We start from the raw sequence: 15,718 nt of genomic DNA on the forward strand, positions 1-15,718 counted from the left end.
TCCATGTGCGGAGACGCTCACGCAACGCCGCCCGTCGGTCAACTTCCCGTGGCCGCGCCGGAGTTGCTCCCCGAGCGCAGCAGCGACGGGCCCTGTCCGCCGCGTGCCGCGAACTCCGCGACCGCCGAGTACGCCGCCGGCTCGCCCTTCGTCCGCTCCCGGGGCGTCTCACAACTGGCCGGTTCGTCCTCGGCGCCCACCGCGCACCGCATCTGCACCGTCCGCCCGTCCGGCCCCATCAGGCTCAGTACGGCGTCGAGGGCTTGGCCGGTCGCGTTGCGGTAGTAGGTGCGCGCCCACGACTCCTCGCCCTGCGTCAGCACACAGGTCTGCGCCTCGATGCCGTCGGGGGAGGTGATGTCGGGGCCGCAGCGGGTGGCGGTGGCCAGGCCGAGGCCGAGCAGGTCGGGGGAGCGGTCGGGGTCGGGCGCGGCGGCCTCGTCGCCGGGCGCCCCGGCCGCACCGTCGGCCACCTCGGCGTCCGGCACCTTGCCATCCCCCGACACCCGTACGGCCCCGGACTCGCGGTCATCACCCACGGGCCCCGCGGAAGCGATGGCCAATGGCAGCGCCACCGCACACGTCACAACGGCCGCGAGGGCGAGCAGGCGGAGATTCATGAGGGGACGATAACGACCAGGACCGGGCGCCCGGTTCCGCGCGCGCCGGACACCCTCAGAACTCGGGGGCGCTCACACCCGTACGAGTGAGGGCGTCGACCACGGCGTCCACGACGGCCTCCACATCGGGGACCCACGGAGCGGCCGAGCCGGGTAGCGGCGTGCGCTCCCAGCGGATCTGCCCCTGACCGGTCTCGGACGGCGGCAGCGCGAGATAGCCGCCCTCGCTGTGGAAGCGCAGGGAACCGGGGACGAAGTCCTTGGCGTAGAGCAGTTCGCCCAGCTGTTCCATGGAGTACGGCCGGACGAGCACGGCCCAGCGGGTGCGGGAGGCGAGGACCGGGCCGAGGCGCATCCCGGTGCGGTCCAGCGCGGCCAGGGCACGCGCGGCCGCGGGAGCCGGCAGGCTGACCGCGCAGGGTGCCTTGCCGCCGGTGGCCAGGATGATCGGCGCCGTGGGCCGGTTGGTCCACCACCAGCGCACCATGCGCTCGTCGGTGGTGGCCGTGAGCAGGCCGGGGTCGAAGGGGTGCGCGCCGGGCACCGTGCACTCCGGGTCGGGGCAGCCGCAGCGGGCCCGGCCCTGCGGGTCCGCCGTGACGCCCGGGAGTACGGGCCATTTCCATTCCGTCGCGAAGGTCAGGGCCGCGCTGATCACCTCAGGCCTCCCGTCGTTCCGCCTGGACAGGAGCCTGCGTCGCCTTCCGAGGATCTCGCGCATGAGCGCTCGTTCCTTTCCGTTGCACGCCTGGCAACACCGTGGTCCACATCACACCATGCGTTGATCACTTCACTGTGCGTACCTGTTGGCGCATCACACCCCGGCATCGAGCACGGGGAGCCCCTATGGGCCGAGCGTTGGCTGCGTCCGCGTCCATACTGTGTCCATCAAAAGCATGGGCGTGGCGTGGGGTGGCGAAGTGTGGCGTTTGCCGTCCCGCGTATTTCTCTTCGCCGCCGTCACGGGAGGATGGGCTCGGTCGTCGGTGGCTAAGACGCCCGGGTCCGTCACCAGGTTCCGGGTGCCCCCAACCACCCCTGGCCTTCACCGAGTACGTACCCATCACGACCGCTGTGACGCTCCGTCGAGCAAGCCCAGTCGACCGCAATAGGGCATTACCTGAAGCAGTTTTCAGCCAACTTCCGCTTTCCGCAAGAGATCCCGGCAGATCCGGTCCCGGAACCACGACAGACCCACGGACACCAGCAATCCCAGCAGGACAATGCTGGACATCTCCTCACGAGTGCGTGTACATGTGGAGACACTGCTAGCGGCGCAAAATGACATGGGGGTTTGCGATGCTTTTGAGCAAAACGCACCGGTCGGAAAGCCGGACGCCATGAACGCCCCGCACCCTCCGAAAGTGGCTGGAATCGATTCAACAGTTCCTGCGCCCGCACACACTGTCGCACCCTCCTCCCCGGCCCCCTCCGCCGTCACCACCGGCCCCGGCGCCCTCCTGCAGGACCGGCTCGCCGGCTGGGTCTCGGACCTCACCACACTGCACGAACTCACCGAACGCCTGGCGCGTACGGGCACCCTGGCCGACGCGCTCCAGGAACTGCTGCGCGCCGGAGCGGCCCTGGTGGGCGCCCGGCGGGGCCTCGTCGTACTGGAACCGGCCGACAGCCTCGGCCCGCGCAGCACCATCGGTCTGGGCCTCGCCCAGGCGGATCTCGGACACATCGAGACCGTGCCGCGCGGTTCGATGCCGTACGGCGATCTGCTGGACGCCCCGGTCGGACCGCCGGGCGGCGTCCGGGAGATCGTCCGGCCCGATCTGTTCGCCGAGGACGGCCTCGACCCCCGCCACCGCGAGGTCGCCCACCGCCTCGGCTATGCCGCCAGCTACGCACTCCCCCTGTCCACCGACGCCGCGGGCCGTCTCGGCGCCGCCGTGTGGCTCTACGACGAACCCGCCGAACCGGTCGAACGGCAACGGCATCTGGTCGGCCTGTACGCCCGTTACGCCGGCGAGCACCTCGCCCGGCTGCTCGAAGTCGAGCGCACGCGCGTGTGCATGGCGACCATCTCCGAGGAACTGCTCCCCTCCCGACTCCCCCGCGTCTCGGGCGTCCAGCTCGCCGCCCGGCACCGCACCGGCCCACGCGGCGGCGGCGACTGGTACGACGCGCTGCCGCTGCCGGACGCGGCCCTCGGTGTCGCCGTCGGGTCCGTCACCGGGTCGGGGCCCAGCGCGGTCGCCGCGATGGGACGACTGCGGGCCTCCCTGCGCGCGTACGCCGTGATGGAGGGCGAGGACCCGGTCGCCGTCCTGTCCGACCTGGAGCTGCTGCTCCGGCTGACCGAGCCCGCCCGTTCGGCCACCGCCCTGTTCGCCTACGTCGAGCCCGCCCTGCACAAGGTCACGCTGGCCGGGGCCGGGCACAGTCCGCCGCTGCTGATCGGGGAGCGGCGCACGGAGTTCGTGGAGACGTCGGTCTCGGCGCCGCTCGGGATGCTCGCCTGCTGGGAGGCGCCCAGCGTGGAGGTGCAGGCGGAGCCCGGAGAGACGGTTCTGCTGTACACCGACGGGCTGCTCCAGCGCACCGACGACCCCATGGACCGCGCGTTCGCCCGGCTGCACGCGGCGGCGGCCGGGGTGCCACGGGCCAAGCGCCGGGATCCGGACGCGCTCGTCGACCATGTGCTGCGGACCGTGCTGCCGGACGGGCTGGACTCGGCGGACAGCGAGGAGGACGTGGTGCTGCTGGCGGCACGTTTCGAGTGACGCGCGCCTTCCGGGCGGGCTCGGCAACAGGTCTTTCCGCCCTGGGCCCCCTGTCGTGCGACCGTACGATGGAGGAGGTCCAGTGCCGTATCAAGGAGGATGACCGTGGCCGAAGAGCTCCCGGAGACCCCGGTGGAGGCTTCTGAGGAAGAGCCCGTCAAGCAGCGCAAGAACGGCCTGTACCCGGGCGTGTCCGACGAGCTGGCCGAGAACATGAAGTCCGGCTGGGCCGACACCGAGCTGCGCGACCTGGAGCCGATCCCGCAGGCCGCCGAGACCGCCGCCCGCCGCGCCGCGCTCTCCGCGCGCTTCCCGGGCGAGCGCCTGGTCATCCCCGCGGGCAACCTGAAGACCCGCTCGAACGACACGGACTACCCCTTCCGCGCGTCGGTCGAGTACGCGTACCTCACCGGCAACCAGACCGAGGACGGCGTCCTGGTCCTGGAGCCGGTCGCCGACGGTCACCAGGCGACGATCTACCTGCTGCCGCGTTCCAACCGCGAGAACGGCGAGTTCTGGCTGGACGGCCACGGCGAGCTGTGGGTCGGCCGCCGGCACTCGCTCACCGAGGCGCAGCGGCTGTACGGCATCCCCGCGTCGGACGTCCGCGAGCTGGCCGACACGCTGCGCGAGGCGACCGGCCCGGTGCGGGTCGTACGCGGGTACGACGCCGGTATCGAGGCCGCTCTGACCGACAAGGTCACCGCAGAGCGGGACGAGGAGCTGCGGGTCTTCCTCTCGGAGATGCGGCTGGTCAAGGACGAGTTCGAGATCGGCGAACTGCAGAAGGCCGTCGACTCGACCGTGCGGGGCTTCGAGGACGTGGTGAAGGTCCTCGACAAGGCCGAGGCGACCTCGGAGCGGTACATCGAGGGCACGTTCTTCCTCCGCGCGCGGGTGGAGGGCAACGACGTCGGCTACGGCTCCATCTGCGCGGCCGGGCCGCACGCCTGCACGCTGCACTGGGTGCGCAACGACGGGCCGGTGCGATCGGGTGATCTGCTGCTGCTGGACGCGGGCGTGGAGACGCACACGTACTACACCGCGGACGTGACGCGGACGCTGCCGGTCAACGGGCGGTTCAGCGAGATCCAGCGGAAGATCTACGACGCGGTGTACGAGGCACAGGAGGCCGGGATCGCGGCGGTGAGGCCGGGGGCGAAGTACCGCGACTTCCACGACGCGGCGCAGCGGGTGCTCGCCGAGAAGCTGGTCGAGTGGGGGCTGGTCGAGGGGCCGGTCGAGCGGGTGCTGGAGCTGGGGCTGCAGCGGCGGTGGACGCTGCACGGGACCGGGCACATGCTCGGGATGGACGTACATGACTGTGCGGCGGCGCGGACCGAGACGTATGTGGACGGGGTCCTTGAGCCGGGGATGTGTCTGACCGTCGAGCCCGGGCTGTACTTCCAGGCCGATGACCTGACGGTGCCGGTGGAGTATCGGGGGATCGGCGTCCGGATCGAGGACGACATTCTGGTGACCGAGGGCGGGAACCGAAATCTGTCGGCGGGGCTTCCTCGGCGGGCGGACGAGGTCGAGGAGTGGATGGCCTCGCTCAAGGGGTGAGGTCGGGGATGGCCGGGCGCCTGAGGGGGTGTCCGGCCATCGTTGCGGTGTGCGGGTTGTGGGGGCTGGTCGCGCAGTTCCCCGCGCCCCTGATCGCATCAGGACGCCGTCATCAGCGGCGCGTCCTCTCTCCACTTGAGGATCTTGTCGAAGCTCACCACGGCCCCGTCCCGGCCGGGGTTGTTGCCGATGTGGACGTGGTCGGCGAGTTCCTCGATGAGGCACAGGCCGCGGCCGTGTTCGGCGTCGGTGCGGACGGGCTGCGGGCGCAGGTGGGGGCGGGTGAAGCCCGGGCCGGAGTCGGTGACCTCGATGCGGCACTTCTCGCCGTCGAGGTAGGCGGTGACCCGGTACACCCCCGAGGAGCGGCCGTGCGCGGTGTCCCCGCCGTGCTCAACGGCGTTCGCGCAGGCCTCGGTGAGGGCGACGGAGAGGTCGTACGAGACGTCGGGGTCGACGCCCGCCGTCTCCATCGTGCCGAGCAGCAGGCGCCGGGCGAGCGGCACGCTCGCGGCTTCGCGCCGCAGATGGAGTGACCACCAGATGCTCATGCTCCAGCCTCCTGGCCGCGGCTCGACATACCGTTACGTATTACCGCGCGTACGCGGATGTAAGCGCGGATTCAACGTGATGCCGCCCATACGGGGGATGTGCTGGAGGTGGCCGACGGTGTATGTGGGGCGTGAGTGTTCCAGACGGGTGACCGGCGGTAGCAGGCATGCCGGGCAGGCAGGTACAGAAGGGGATCTTCCGGATCGTACGGAATCTTGCGGACCTGCCGTAGGGCCGTCATGAGCCCAGTGCGATGATGAGCCCGCCATGTCTGCCCCCCACCCGCGCACAGTGCGCCCCGGAGCAGGGCTCCGGATTCCGCGGGCCGCGGTCTTCGCCGCGGTCTGCGTCGTGCTGTCCGGGGCCGGGCACGCCATCGCCTCCTGCGCCGCGGTTCCGCTGTGGACGCTGGGCGCGGGGTTCCTGGGCGTGCTCGCGGTGGCGGCGCCGTTCGCCGGGCGGGAGCGCTCGCTGCCGGGGATCGCGGCGCTGCTGGCGGTCGGGCAGACGGTGCTGCACACGCTGTTCGGGCTGGGGCAGCACGGTACGGCGGCAACGGATGCCGCCCAGAGCAACGCCGCGCTGGTCGAGCAGGCCGCGCGGCTGGTGTGCGGCACCACGGCGGCGGCGCTCAGTCCGGCGCAGGCCCAACGCATCCTCGTCGAGGCCCGGCTGTATCAGGGCGGCGGCTCGGGCGCGCACGCCGTGCATCACCCGGCGGACGCCCTGGCCACCGCCGCCGGCTCCCCCGCCGCGCTGCTGCCGTCCCTGCCCATGCTGCTCGGTCACGTCCTCGCGGCGGTCGTCGCGGGCTGGCTGCTGCGCCGCGGTGACCTCGCCCTGCTGCGGATCGCCGAGCTCTCGGCGCATTCGGTCACGGAGGGGGCGCTCGTACGATCCCTGCGCGCGGCGTTCGCGCTGGCGCGCGCCCTGCATGCCGGGCTCCCGGGGGCGCCCGACGCCCGCCCGCGCCTGCGGTGCGCTCCCGCGCACCCGGTCCCTGAACCTCGCACCACCGCACTCCAGCACACCGTGATCCGGCGCGGACCGCCTGCCGCCGTGCTCGTTCTCGCCGCCTGACGCGACGCGCGCCGCCACTTCCTTCCGTGGGCCGCCGCCGTCGCGCGGCACGCGCGCGTACGTCTCGTTCTCCGCGGGGCCCTCAACGGGCACCCCCACGCGCGCGTACCCCTCTTCGCCAACGGAATCTCACTCGAAGTGGAGTGCTCATCGCCATGAAGGCTTCCCGACTCGCCGCCGCCGGTGCCGTCGCCGTCTCGGCCGTCGTCGTCCTGTCCACCCCCTGCTTCGCGCACGTCACCGTGCAGCCCGAGGGCGCGGCCGCCAAGGGCGGCTACGCCGTCGTCGACTTCAAGGTCCCCAACGAGCGCGACAACGCATCGACCACCAAGCTGGAGGTCAGCTTCCCGACCGAGCACCCGCTGTCGTCGGTGATGCCGGAGCCGGTGCCCGGCTGGAAGGTCGACGTCACCAAGTCCAAGCTGGACAAGCCGATCGAGTCGCACGGGCGGCAGATCACCGAGGCGGTCAGCAAGGTCACCTGGACCGCCGACGGCAAGGGCATCGAGCCGGGCTACTTCCAGAAGTTCCCGGTCTCCGTGGGCGCGCTGCCCGAGGACGCCGACGAACTCGTCTTCAAGGCGATCCAGACGTACTCCAACGACGAGGTCGTCCGCTGGATCGAGGTGCCGCAGGAGGGCCAGGAGGAGCCGGACAACCCGGCGCCCGTGCTGGAGCTGTCCGCCGCCGAGGACGACCACCACGGCTCCTCCGGGTCCGAGGCCTCCGAGGAGCCCTCCGACGACGCCTCGGCCGCCGCCGCCCACACCACGACCGAGGCCGCCGAGTCGGCCGACAGCACCGACACCACCGCCCGTGTCCTCGGCATCGTCGGCATCGTCGTCGGCGCGGCCGGTGTGGCGTACGGCGTCCTGGCCGGCCGTCGGCGCGACACCACCGCCTGACGCCTCCCGCTCCGACGGTGTGCGCCGGGGCGCACGGCACATGTCCTACGACCCGTAAGGCATCGCCGCACCCCCCGGCGCGCGCCGGAGATCTCACATCTGGGACATTTTTCTATGCGCAACAAGACGTTCGCGGCGGCCGCGCTGCTCGCCGCCGCCACCCTGACCCTGTCCGCCTGCGGCGCCGGTGACGACGCCGGTTCGCCCGTCGCCGTGGTCTCCGAGGACGCCGGCGCCCGCAAGGCCGCCACCGTCCTCGACCAGCCGTTCGAGAAACCGGATCTGGTGCTGACGGACACGAAGGGCGAGACGTACGACCTCCGCAAGGAGACCGCGGGCAAGCCGACGCTGATCTACTTCGGCTACACCAACTGCCCCGACGTGTGCCCGCTGACGATGAACAACATCGCCGTCGCCAAGACCAAGCTGCCCAAGGCGGAGCAGGACGCGCTGCGGATCGTGTTCGTCACCACCGACCCGGACCGGGACACCCCGGCGGCGCTCGGCAAGTGGCTCAAGGGCATCGATCCCCAAGTCATCGGCCTGACCGGCGACTTCGACACCATCCAGGCCGCCGCCCGCACACTCGGCATCACCATCGAGCCGCCGCACAAGGAGAAGGGCAAGATCGTCTCCACGCACGGCACCCAGGTCGTCGCCTTCTCGCCGAAGACCGACGCGGGATACGTCCTCTACGGCGAGGACACCACCGTCGACGACTACATCAAGGACCTCCCCAAGCTCGTCAAGGGGGAGAAACCGTGAGGCGTACGGCTGTGACGGCGGCCGTGCTGACCGGGGCGCTGGCGCTCGCGGGGTGCGGTTCGGACTCGGCGGCGGACTCCAAGGAGGACTCGAAGGCGGAAATCTCCGTCAGCGCCGCCTACATGCCGCAGCCCGTCTCGGACTCCATGGCGGCGGGCTTTCTGACCATCGCCAACAAGGGCGGCACGGCGGACGAGTTGACGTCCGTGACCAGCGACATCGGCGAGGTGACCGTGCACCAGACGGTGGACTCGGCGATGCGGGAGGTCAAGGAGCTCCCGGTGCCCGCGCACGGTGAACTCGTACTGAAGAGCGGCGGAGACCATCTGATGTTCGAGAAGCTGAAGCGCAAGCCGAAGCAGGGCGAGACGGTCTCCGTCGAACTGCACTTCGCCGAGTCCGGCCCCGTCACGGTGGAGATGCCGGTGAAGTCCGCGACGTTCACCCCGGATTCCGGGCACTGAGGGAGGGACCACCTTGACACCGACCATCGCTCCCCGCGTCCGGAGCCTGGTGCTGCTGCTCCTGGCCGCCGCCGGGCTGCTCCTCGGCGGCGCCGGGTCCGCCTCCGCGCATGCCGCGCTGACCGGCAGCGCCCCCCAGCAGGGGGCGGTGGTCGACAAGGCCCCGGCGCAGGTCTCGCTCACCTTCTCCGAGGCCGTCTCGCTCTCCGACGACTCACTCCAGGTGCTCGACCCCAAGGGCAAGCGGGCCGACACCGGCGAGGCGAGCAACGTCAGCGGGACGACGTACGCCGTGAAACTGCACTCCGGCCTGCCCGACGGCACCTACACGGTGGCCTATCACGTCGTGTCCGCCGACAGCCATCCCGTCTCCGGCGCCTACACCTTCTCCATCGGCGCGCCCTCGTCGACCTCCGTCTCGGTGACGGAGCAGACGGCCGGGGGCGGGGTCGTCGGGTCGCTGTACGGATTCGGGCGGTACATGTCGTACGCCGGGTTCATCGTGCTGGCCGGTGGGGCCGCCTTCGTCCTGGCCTGCTGGCCGCGCGGCGCGGGCGTGCGGGCCGTGCAGCGGCTCGTCGTCTCGGGGTGGGTGGCCCTCACGGCGGCGACGCTGGGGCTGCTGTTGCTGCGCGGCTCGTACACGCGGTCCGGGGCGCTCGGCGATGTCTTCGACCTGGATCTGCTGGGGCAGGTGCTGCAGACCAAGACAGGGGCGGCGCTGGTGTCGCGGCTGCTGCTGCTCGCGGCGGCGGCCCTGTTCGTCGCGGTGCTCTTCGGGGCGTACGAGAAGCGGGACGACGACGAGAAGCGGGATCTGACGTTCGGGCTGGCGCTCGGCGGGGGTGTCGTGGCCGCCGGGATCGCCGCGACCTGGGCGATGGCCGAGCATGCGTCCACCGGGCTGCAGCCGGGGATCGCGATGCCGGTCGATGTCATCCATGTGCTGGCGGTGGCGGCCTGGCTCGGGGGGCTGTGCGCCCTGCTGGTGTCGCTGTACTGGGCGCCGGCGGAGACTCCGCTGCAGGCGAGCGCGGTACGGCGGTTCTCCCGGGTCGCCTTCGGCAGCGTGGTCGCGCTGGTCGTGACCGGCCTCTACCAGTCGTGGCGGCAGGTCGGCTCCTGGTCGGCGCTCACCGGGACGCGCTTCGGGCAGTTGCTGCTGGTCAAGGTGGCGCTGGTGGTGCTGCTGGTCGGCGTCGCGTGGATTTCGCGGCGGTGGACCGGGCGGCTGGCGGACACCGTGGTCGCCGGTGGGGCGGGGAAGCGGCGGGAGCGGGCCGAGACCGCGGCGCGGTCCACTTCCAGTGGCGGCTCCAAGGGAGCCGGGGCGGGGTCCCGGGGAGCCGGGGCCGGTTCGCGGGAAGCCGGGGCCGGTTCCGGTCATTCCGAGCGGGCCGCCCAGCTCGCCCGGCAGCGGGCCGCCGCGGAAGCGGCCCGGCAGAAACGGGAGCGGGACGCCGATCCGAACCGTTACGGGCTGCGCCGCTCGGTGCTGGCCGAGGCGGGCGTCGCGGTGGTCCTGCTCGCGGTGACGACCGCTCTGACGTCCACCGAGCCGGGGCGCACGGTGGAGGAGGCCCAGGCGGCCGCCGCGGCCTCGTCGTCCGCCGCGTCCTCGGCCGCCGGGGTGATCACCCTGGACATGGCCTTCGACACGGGCGGCACGGACGGCAAGGGCGTCGTCCGGGTCGACATCGACCCCGCGCGCGTCGGCGGCAACGAGATGCACGTCTACGTACAGCGCCCCAACGGACGTGCCTTCGACATCCCGGAGGTGAAGATCGCCTTCACCCTGGAGTCCAAGAACATCGGGCCGTTGCCCGTCATCCCCGACCACATCACCACCGGGCACTGGTCGGCGAGCGGAGTGCAGATCCCCATGGCGGGCGAGTGGAAGATCGCCGTGACCGTGCGGACCTCCGACATCGACCAGGTGACCGTCTCCAAGAACGCGCAGATCGGCTGAACATCACCATGGCTGAGCAGATGGCCGACCACACGGCTGACCCGTCCCGTCCGGGAACTCCTACCGCCAGGACGCCCGAGGCGCCTCCCATGGGAGCCGTTCCAGCGAACGCGCGCCCCAGGGAGGGCGTCTCGCGGCGGACGTTGCTCGGTACCGCCGGTGCCGCCGGGCTGGTCCTGGGTGCGGCGGGCGGTGCAGCCGGGTACGCCGCCGCGCCCGCGCAGGCGACGCCGCTCACCTCGCTGGGCGCCGACCAGGTGATGTTTCACGGGAAACATCAGCCCGGAATCACCACGCCGATGCAGGCGCGCGGCCACCTGATCGCCTTCGACCTGGCCGCCGGCGCGGGCCGCAAGGAGGCGGCCGCACTGCTGCGCCGCTGGTCGCAGACTGCCCGGCGGCTGATGGCGGGCGAGCCCGCGCGGGACGGCGACACGGATGTGGCGCGGGACGCCGGACCGTCCTCGCTGACGATCACCTTCGGGTTCGGGCACAGCTTCTTCGGCCGTACGGGCCTGGAGAAGCAGCGCCCGGTCGCCCTCGACCCGCTGCCCGCCTTCTCCTCCGACCAGCTCGACAAGGCGCGCAGCGACGGCGACCTGTGGGTGCAGATCGGCGCGAACGACGCGCTGGTCGCCTTTCACGCCCTGCGCGCGATCCAGAAGGACGCGGGCAGCGCGGCCCGGGTCCGCTGGCAGATGAACGGCTTCAACCGGTCGCCGGGGGCCACGGCCCACCCCATGACGGCTCGCAATCTGATGGGCCAGATCGACGGGACGCGCAATCCCAAGCCGAAGGAGCCCGACTTCGACCGGCGGATCTTCGTGCCGGAGTCCGGTGCGGCCGACCCGGCCTGGATGGCGGGCGGCTCCTACGCCGTCGTACGCCGCATCCGCATGCTCCTCGACGACTGGGAGCAGCTCTCGCTCAAGGAGCAGGAGGACGTCATCGGGCGGCGCAAGTCCGACGGGGCACCCCTGTCGGGCGGGACCGAGACGACCGAGATGGACCTGGAGAAGACGGACGCCGAGGGCAACCTGGTGGTGCCGATCAACGCGCACGCGCGGATCAGCCGACCCGACCAGAACGGGGGTGCGGCGATGCTGCGCCGCCCGTTCTCGTACCACGACGGCTTCGACGGGGACGGAGTGCCGGATGCGGGGCTGTTGTTCATCTGCTGGCAGGCCGATCCGCTGCGGGGGTTCGTGACCGTGCAGCGGAAGCTGGACCGGGGGGACGCGTTGTCGCGGTTCATCCGGCATGAGGCGAGCGGGCTGTTCGCCGTGCCGGGTGGGGCGGCGGACGGAGAGTATGTGGGGCAGGCCTTGCTGGAGGGGTGAATAGGGGTGGTCCTTGCACGGATCACCCTCTGGAGGGGGCGCGTTCACTCACGGGAGGGGCTCTCATGAGACGAGTGAGCCGGGCGCTCGGGGGCCCATTAGGGTGAGGACATGCCAGCGAGCTATGCGTATCTCGGCCCCGAGGGCACCTTCACCGAAGTCGCTCTGCGTACGCTGCCGGAGGCGGCGACCCGCGAGCTGATCCCGTACGTGTCCGTGCAGTCCGCGCTGGACGCGGTGCGCGCGGGTGAGGCCGAGGCCGCGTTCGTGCCGATCGAGAACTCCGTCGAGGGCGGCATCACGACCACCCTCGACGAGCTGGTCGCGGGCGAGCCGCTGATGATCTACCGCGAGGTGCTGCTGTCGATCACCTTCGCACTGCTGGTCAGGCCGGGCACCAAGCTGTCGGACATCAAGACCGTCTCCGCGCATCCGGCGGCCCAGCCGCAGGTGCGCAACTGGCTGAAGACATACCTCCCGGACGCGATCTGGGAGTCGGCCGCCTCGAACGCGGATGCCGCACGCCTGGTCCAGGAGGGTCAGTACGACGCCGCCTTCGCGGGCGAGTTCGCGGCCTCCCGGTACGGCCTTGTGGCCCTGGAGACCGGGATCCACGACGCGGAGAACGCGCAGACCCGGTTCGTGCTGGTCGGCCGGCCCGCCCGGCCCGCCGCGCCGACCGGGGCGGACAAGACGTCCGTCGTGCTGTGGCAGCGCGACGACCACCCCGGTGGCCTGCGCGATCTGCTGGGCGAGTTCGCCACGCGGGGCATCAACCTGATGCTGCTCCAGTCGCGGCCCACCGGTGCCGGTATCGGCAACTACTGCTTCTGCATCGACGCCGAGGGGCACATCTCCGACCGCCGGGTCGCCGAGGCGCTGATGGGACTCAAGCGGATCTGCCTGCAGGTGCGTTTCCTCGGCTCGTACCCCCGCGCGGACGTGAAGCCGGCGGATGTGCAACCTCCGCTGCCCGGGACGTCGGACGACGAGTTCACCTCGGCGGCGGACTGGGTGGCTCGGTGCCAGGACGGCCGGTTCTAGCCAGTCACCGGCTGGCCCTACCTGCATATTTTCGTTATCCACAGGCGTTATCCACAGGTCCGCTTCTCGACCTGGGGACAAGTCGACAGCAGAGCGCGACCTTGTCGACATATCGCCCTGCAGAGCCTCGCGGCGTCCACCAGCGCGCAGGTCACCCTTCGTCCACTCTTTTCCTGCGGGCAACTCTTTGGAGCGATGTATTTCCACTCGAAGGTGGGCGTAAGGGAGCTTTGCCCTGGGAATCCAAAGATCCATCGACGGACGTCGGATTGATCAATTCCGAATCCACAGATCTTCCGCACACCCTGTGGATAACTCTTCTGACGGTGTGGATTCCTGTGGACAAGTGAGGCCCCAAGTCCCGTTCGCCACAAGGAAATCCAGTCAACCCACCACCTTCGACTGCCCCGATCAAGGGATCGGGGAGATCATTATTGACGAGGATGCACAACAGCTGGCAATTTCCGCATAGCGGTACGTAAGCCGCAGCTCGGAATAGCGAGTCGTGGCCCCTCACCCCGCACCGGTAGCCTTGAGCGCGTGATTGACCTTCGCCTGCTCCGTGAGGACCCCGACCGTGTGCGCGCCTCCCAGCGCGCCCGTGGAGAGGACGTCGCGCTCGTCGACGCTCTCCTGTCTGCCGACGAGCGGCGCAGGTCGTCCGGCGTCCGCTTCGACGAGCTGCGCGCCGAGCAGAAGGGGCTCGGCAAGCTGATCCCCAAGGCCACGGGGGACGAGAAGGCCGAGCTGCTGAAGAAGGCGAGCCAGCTCGCCGCCGACGTCAAGGCCGCCGACGCCGAGCGCGACGCGGCCGACGCCGAGACCCAGGAGCTGCTCCTCAAGCTCGGCAACCTCGTCCACCCCGACGTCCCCGTGGGCGGCGAGGAGGACTTCGTCACCCTGGAGACCCACGGCACGATCCGCGACTTCGGCGCCGAGGGCTTCGAGCCCAAGGACCACCTGGAGCTCGGCCAGATTCTCGGCGCGATCGACGTCGAACGCGGCGCCAAGGTCTCCGGGTCCCGGTTCTACTTCCTCACGGGTGTCGGCGCGCTGCTGGAGCTGGCCCTGGTGAACGCCGCGATGGCGCAGGCCACGGCGGCCGGCTTCACCCCGATGCTCACCCCGGCACTGGTCCGCCCGCAGTCGATGGCCGGCACCGGCTTCCTCGGCCAGGCCGCCCAGGACATCTACCACCTCCCCAACGACGACCTCTACCTGGTCGGCACGTCCGAGGTGCCGCTCGCGGCGTACCACATGGACGAGATCCTCGACACCGACCGGCTTCCGCTGCGCTACGCGGGCTTCTCGCCCTGCTTCCGCCGCGAGGCCGGCTCGCACGGCAAGGACACGCGGGGCATCTTCCGCGTGCACCAGTTCGACAAGGTCGAGATGTTCTCCTACGTGGCTCCCGAGGACTCACAGGCCGAGCACCAGCGCCTGCTGGAGTGGGAGAAGCAGTGGCTGACCTCGCTGGAGCTGCCGTTCCGTGTGATCGACGTGGCCTCCGGTGACCTGGGCTCCTCGGCCTCGCGCAAGTTCGACTGCGAGGCGTGGATCCCGACGCAGGGCAAGTACCGCGAGCTGACCTCGACCTCGGACTGCACCGAGTTCCAGTCCCGCCGCCTGTCGATCCGCGTCCGTGAGGGGAAGACCGTACGGCCGCTGGCGACGCTGAACGGCACCCTGTGCGCCGTACCGCGCACGATCGTCGCGATCCTTGAGAACCACCAGCAGGCCGACGGCTCCGTGCGCGTGCCCGAGGTGCTGCGTCCGTATCTGGGCGGCCGGGAGGTCCTGGAGCCGCTGGCCAAGTGAGCGACACGGCTCCCGCCGCCGGGTTCCCCTACCGGCTGATCGCCACCGACCTCGACGGCACGCTCCTGCGCTCCGACGAGTCGGTCTCGCGACGCACCCGGGATGCGCTCGCCGCGGCCACCGCGGCGGGCGCCGCGCACATCATCGTCACCGGGCGCGGGGCCCCTTGGACCCGGCACATCCTCGACGACCTCGGCTACACCGGCCTCGCCGTCTGTGGCCAGGGCGCACAGGTGTACGACGTCGGCGAGCACCGTCTGCTGACGTCGGTGACCCTGGACCGGCAGCTGGCGGGGGTGGCCCTGGCCAAGATCGAGGCGGAGGTCGGCCCGCTGTATCTGGCGGCGAGCCGGGACGGCCTGGACGGCGAGGTGCTGGTCGGACCGGGCTATGCGCTTCAGGGCGGGCTGCCCGCGACACCCTTCACGGAGGCGTCGGATCTCTGGTCGGCACCGCTGAACAAGATCTACATCCAGCACCCGACCCTGACCGACGACGAGCTCGCGGAGGTGGCCCAGCGGGCCGCGGGCGGTTTCGTCACCGTCACCATGGCGGGCCAGGGCATCGTCGAACTCCTCCCCCTCGGTCTGTCCAAGGCGACGGGGCTGTCGCTGGCGGCCCGGCGGCTGGGGGTGAAGGCCACGGACACCATCGCCTTCGGCGACATGCCCAACGACATCCCGATGTTCGCCTGGGCGGCCCGGGGCGTGGCGATGGCCAACGCCCATGAGGAGCTGCGGGCGGTGGCGGAGGAGGTGACCGCGTCCAACGAGGAGGACGGGATCGCGGTGGTGGTGGAGCGGTTGCTGGGCTGACCCGGCCGACTGCGTACCGCACTCCTGAAGTCGACCCACCCCTGAAGT

General features: G+C 71.1%; 14 protein-coding genes. 11 read left to right on the forward strand and 3 right to left on the reverse strand.

Features of this window, described 5'->3' with window-relative positions:
- Positions 1–38: 38 nt before the first annotated feature.
- Together KWI83_RS25100 and KWI83_RS25105 are read right to left on the reverse strand one after the other, a co-directional pair.
- The gene (locus tag KWI83_RS25100) at positions 39–620 is read right to left on the reverse strand and encodes a hypothetical protein (protein WP_218516648.1); all 582 of its coding nucleotides are present in this window, start codon (positions 618–620) and stop codon (positions 39–41) included.
- Between the two features lie 55 nt (positions 621–675).
- Positions 676–1,341 carry a bifunctional DNA primase/polymerase gene (locus KWI83_RS25105; RefSeq protein WP_218516649.1) on the reverse strand — a complete coding sequence of 222 codons (666 nt, stop codon included), beginning with the start codon at positions 1,339–1,341 and terminating at the stop codon, positions 676–678.
- Between the two features lie 502 nt (positions 1,342–1,843).
- Between KWI83_RS25105 and KWI83_RS25110 the strand changes: the two genes are divergently transcribed.
- Both KWI83_RS25110 and KWI83_RS25115 read left to right on the forward strand, forming a co-directional pair.
- Complete coding sequence (locus KWI83_RS25110; protein WP_218516650.1) at positions 1,844–3,352, forward strand: PP2C family protein-serine/threonine phosphatase; 1,509 nt, start codon at positions 1,844–1,846, stop codon at positions 3,350–3,352.
- Positions 3,353–3,451: 99 nt separating this feature from the next.
- Complete coding sequence (locus tag KWI83_RS25115) at positions 3,452–4,918, forward strand: aminopeptidase P family protein (protein WP_218516651.1); 1,467 nt, start codon at positions 3,452–3,454, stop codon at positions 4,916–4,918.
- A gap of 98 nt (positions 4,919–5,016) precedes the next feature.
- On the opposite strand, the gene KWI83_RS25120 is transcribed toward KWI83_RS25115, so the two are convergent.
- Entirely contained in the window at positions 5,017–5,469 is a 453-nt protein-coding gene (locus KWI83_RS25120) for an ATP-binding protein (protein ID WP_218516652.1), read from the reverse strand.
- Between the two features lie 268 nt (positions 5,470–5,737).
- Between KWI83_RS25120 and KWI83_RS25125 the strand changes: the two genes are divergently transcribed.
- From KWI83_RS25125 to KWI83_RS25165, 9 genes are all read left to right on the forward strand, one after another.
- Positions 5,738–6,550: a hypothetical protein gene (locus tag KWI83_RS25125; RefSeq protein WP_218516653.1), complete on the forward strand. Its 813-nt coding sequence runs from the start codon at positions 5,738–5,740 to the stop codon at positions 6,548–6,550.
- A 155-nt stretch (positions 6,551–6,705) separates the two neighbouring features.
- Positions 6,706–7,455 (forward strand): YcnI family protein, encoded by a 750-nt coding sequence (locus tag KWI83_RS25130; protein WP_218516654.1) that lies wholly within the window; start codon positions 6,706–6,708, stop codon positions 7,453–7,455.
- A 114-nt stretch (positions 7,456–7,569) separates the two neighbouring features.
- Positions 7,570–8,220: an SCO family protein gene (locus KWI83_RS25135; RefSeq protein WP_218516655.1), complete on the forward strand. Its 651-nt coding sequence runs from the start codon at positions 7,570–7,572 to the stop codon at positions 8,218–8,220.
- Positions 8,217–8,684 carry a copper chaperone PCu(A)C gene (locus tag KWI83_RS25140; RefSeq protein WP_218516656.1) on the forward strand — a complete coding sequence of 156 codons (468 nt, stop codon included), beginning with the start codon at positions 8,217–8,219 and terminating at the stop codon, positions 8,682–8,684. The genes KWI83_RS25135 and KWI83_RS25140 overlap by 4 nt, the downstream gene beginning before the upstream one ends.
- 13 nt (positions 8,685–8,697) lie before the next feature.
- Complete coding sequence (locus tag KWI83_RS25145) at positions 8,698–10,653, forward strand: copper resistance CopC/CopD family protein (protein ID WP_218516657.1); 1,956 nt, start codon at positions 8,698–8,700, stop codon at positions 10,651–10,653.
- An 89-nt stretch (positions 10,654–10,742) separates the two neighbouring features.
- Positions 10,743–11,993, forward strand: a complete 1,251-nt coding sequence (efeB, locus tag KWI83_RS25150) for an iron uptake transporter deferrochelatase/peroxidase subunit (RefSeq protein ID WP_256362777.1) — start codon at positions 10,743–10,745, stop codon at positions 11,991–11,993.
- 111 nt (positions 11,994–12,104) lie between these two features.
- Positions 12,105–13,037: a prephenate dehydratase gene (gene pheA, locus KWI83_RS25155; RefSeq protein ID WP_218516658.1), complete on the forward strand. Its 933-nt coding sequence runs from the start codon at positions 12,105–12,107 to the stop codon at positions 13,035–13,037.
- A gap of 540 nt (positions 13,038–13,577) precedes the next feature.
- Entirely contained in the window at positions 13,578–14,855 is a 1,278-nt protein-coding gene (gene serS / locus KWI83_RS25160) for a serine--tRNA ligase (protein WP_218516659.1), read from the forward strand.
- The gene (locus tag KWI83_RS25165; protein WP_218516660.1) at positions 14,852–15,670 is read left to right on the forward strand and encodes an HAD family hydrolase; all 819 of its coding nucleotides are present in this window, start codon (positions 14,852–14,854) and stop codon (positions 15,668–15,670) included. Before serS ends, KWI83_RS25165 begins: the two co-directional genes overlap by 4 nt.
- The last annotated feature ends 48 nt before the right edge of the window (positions 15,671–15,718 follow it).

Source organism: Streptomyces sp. TRM70350 (genome assembly GCF_019219825.1).
GTDB lineage: Bacteria > Actinomycetota > Actinomycetes > Streptomycetales > Streptomycetaceae > Streptomyces.

Coding starts and splice junctions, on each gene's coding strand:
- KWI83_RS25130 (WP_218516654.1), top strand. CDS start 6,706: ATGAAGGCTTCCCGACTCGCCGCCGCCGGTGCCGTCGCCGTCTCGGCC.
- KWI83_RS25120 (WP_218516652.1), bottom strand. CDS start 5,469: ATGAGCATCTGGTGGTCACTCCATCTGCGGCGCGAAGCCGCGAGCGTG.
- KWI83_RS25135 (WP_218516655.1), top strand. CDS start 7,570: ATGCGCAACAAGACGTTCGCGGCGGCCGCGCTGCTCGCCGCCGCCACC.
- KWI83_RS25110 (WP_218516650.1), top strand. CDS start 1,844: ATGCTGGACATCTCCTCACGAGTGCGTGTACATGTGGAGACACTGCTA.
- efeB (WP_256362777.1), top strand. CDS start 10,743: ATGGGAGCCGTTCCAGCGAACGCGCGCCCCAGGGAGGGCGTCTCGCGG.
- KWI83_RS25125 (WP_218516653.1), top strand. CDS start 5,738: ATGTCTGCCCCCCACCCGCGCACAGTGCGCCCCGGAGCAGGGCTCCGG.
- KWI83_RS25115 (WP_218516651.1), top strand. CDS start 3,452: ATGACCGTGGCCGAAGAGCTCCCGGAGACCCCGGTGGAGGCTTCTGAG.
- KWI83_RS25105 (WP_218516649.1), bottom strand. CDS start 1,341: ATGCGCGAGATCCTCGGAAGGCGACGCAGGCTCCTGTCCAGGCGGAAC.
- KWI83_RS25100 (WP_218516648.1), bottom strand. CDS start 620: ATGAATCTCCGCCTGCTCGCCCTCGCGGCCGTTGTGACGTGTGCGGTG.
- pheA (WP_218516658.1), top strand. CDS start 12,105: ATGCCAGCGAGCTATGCGTATCTCGGCCCCGAGGGCACCTTCACCGAA.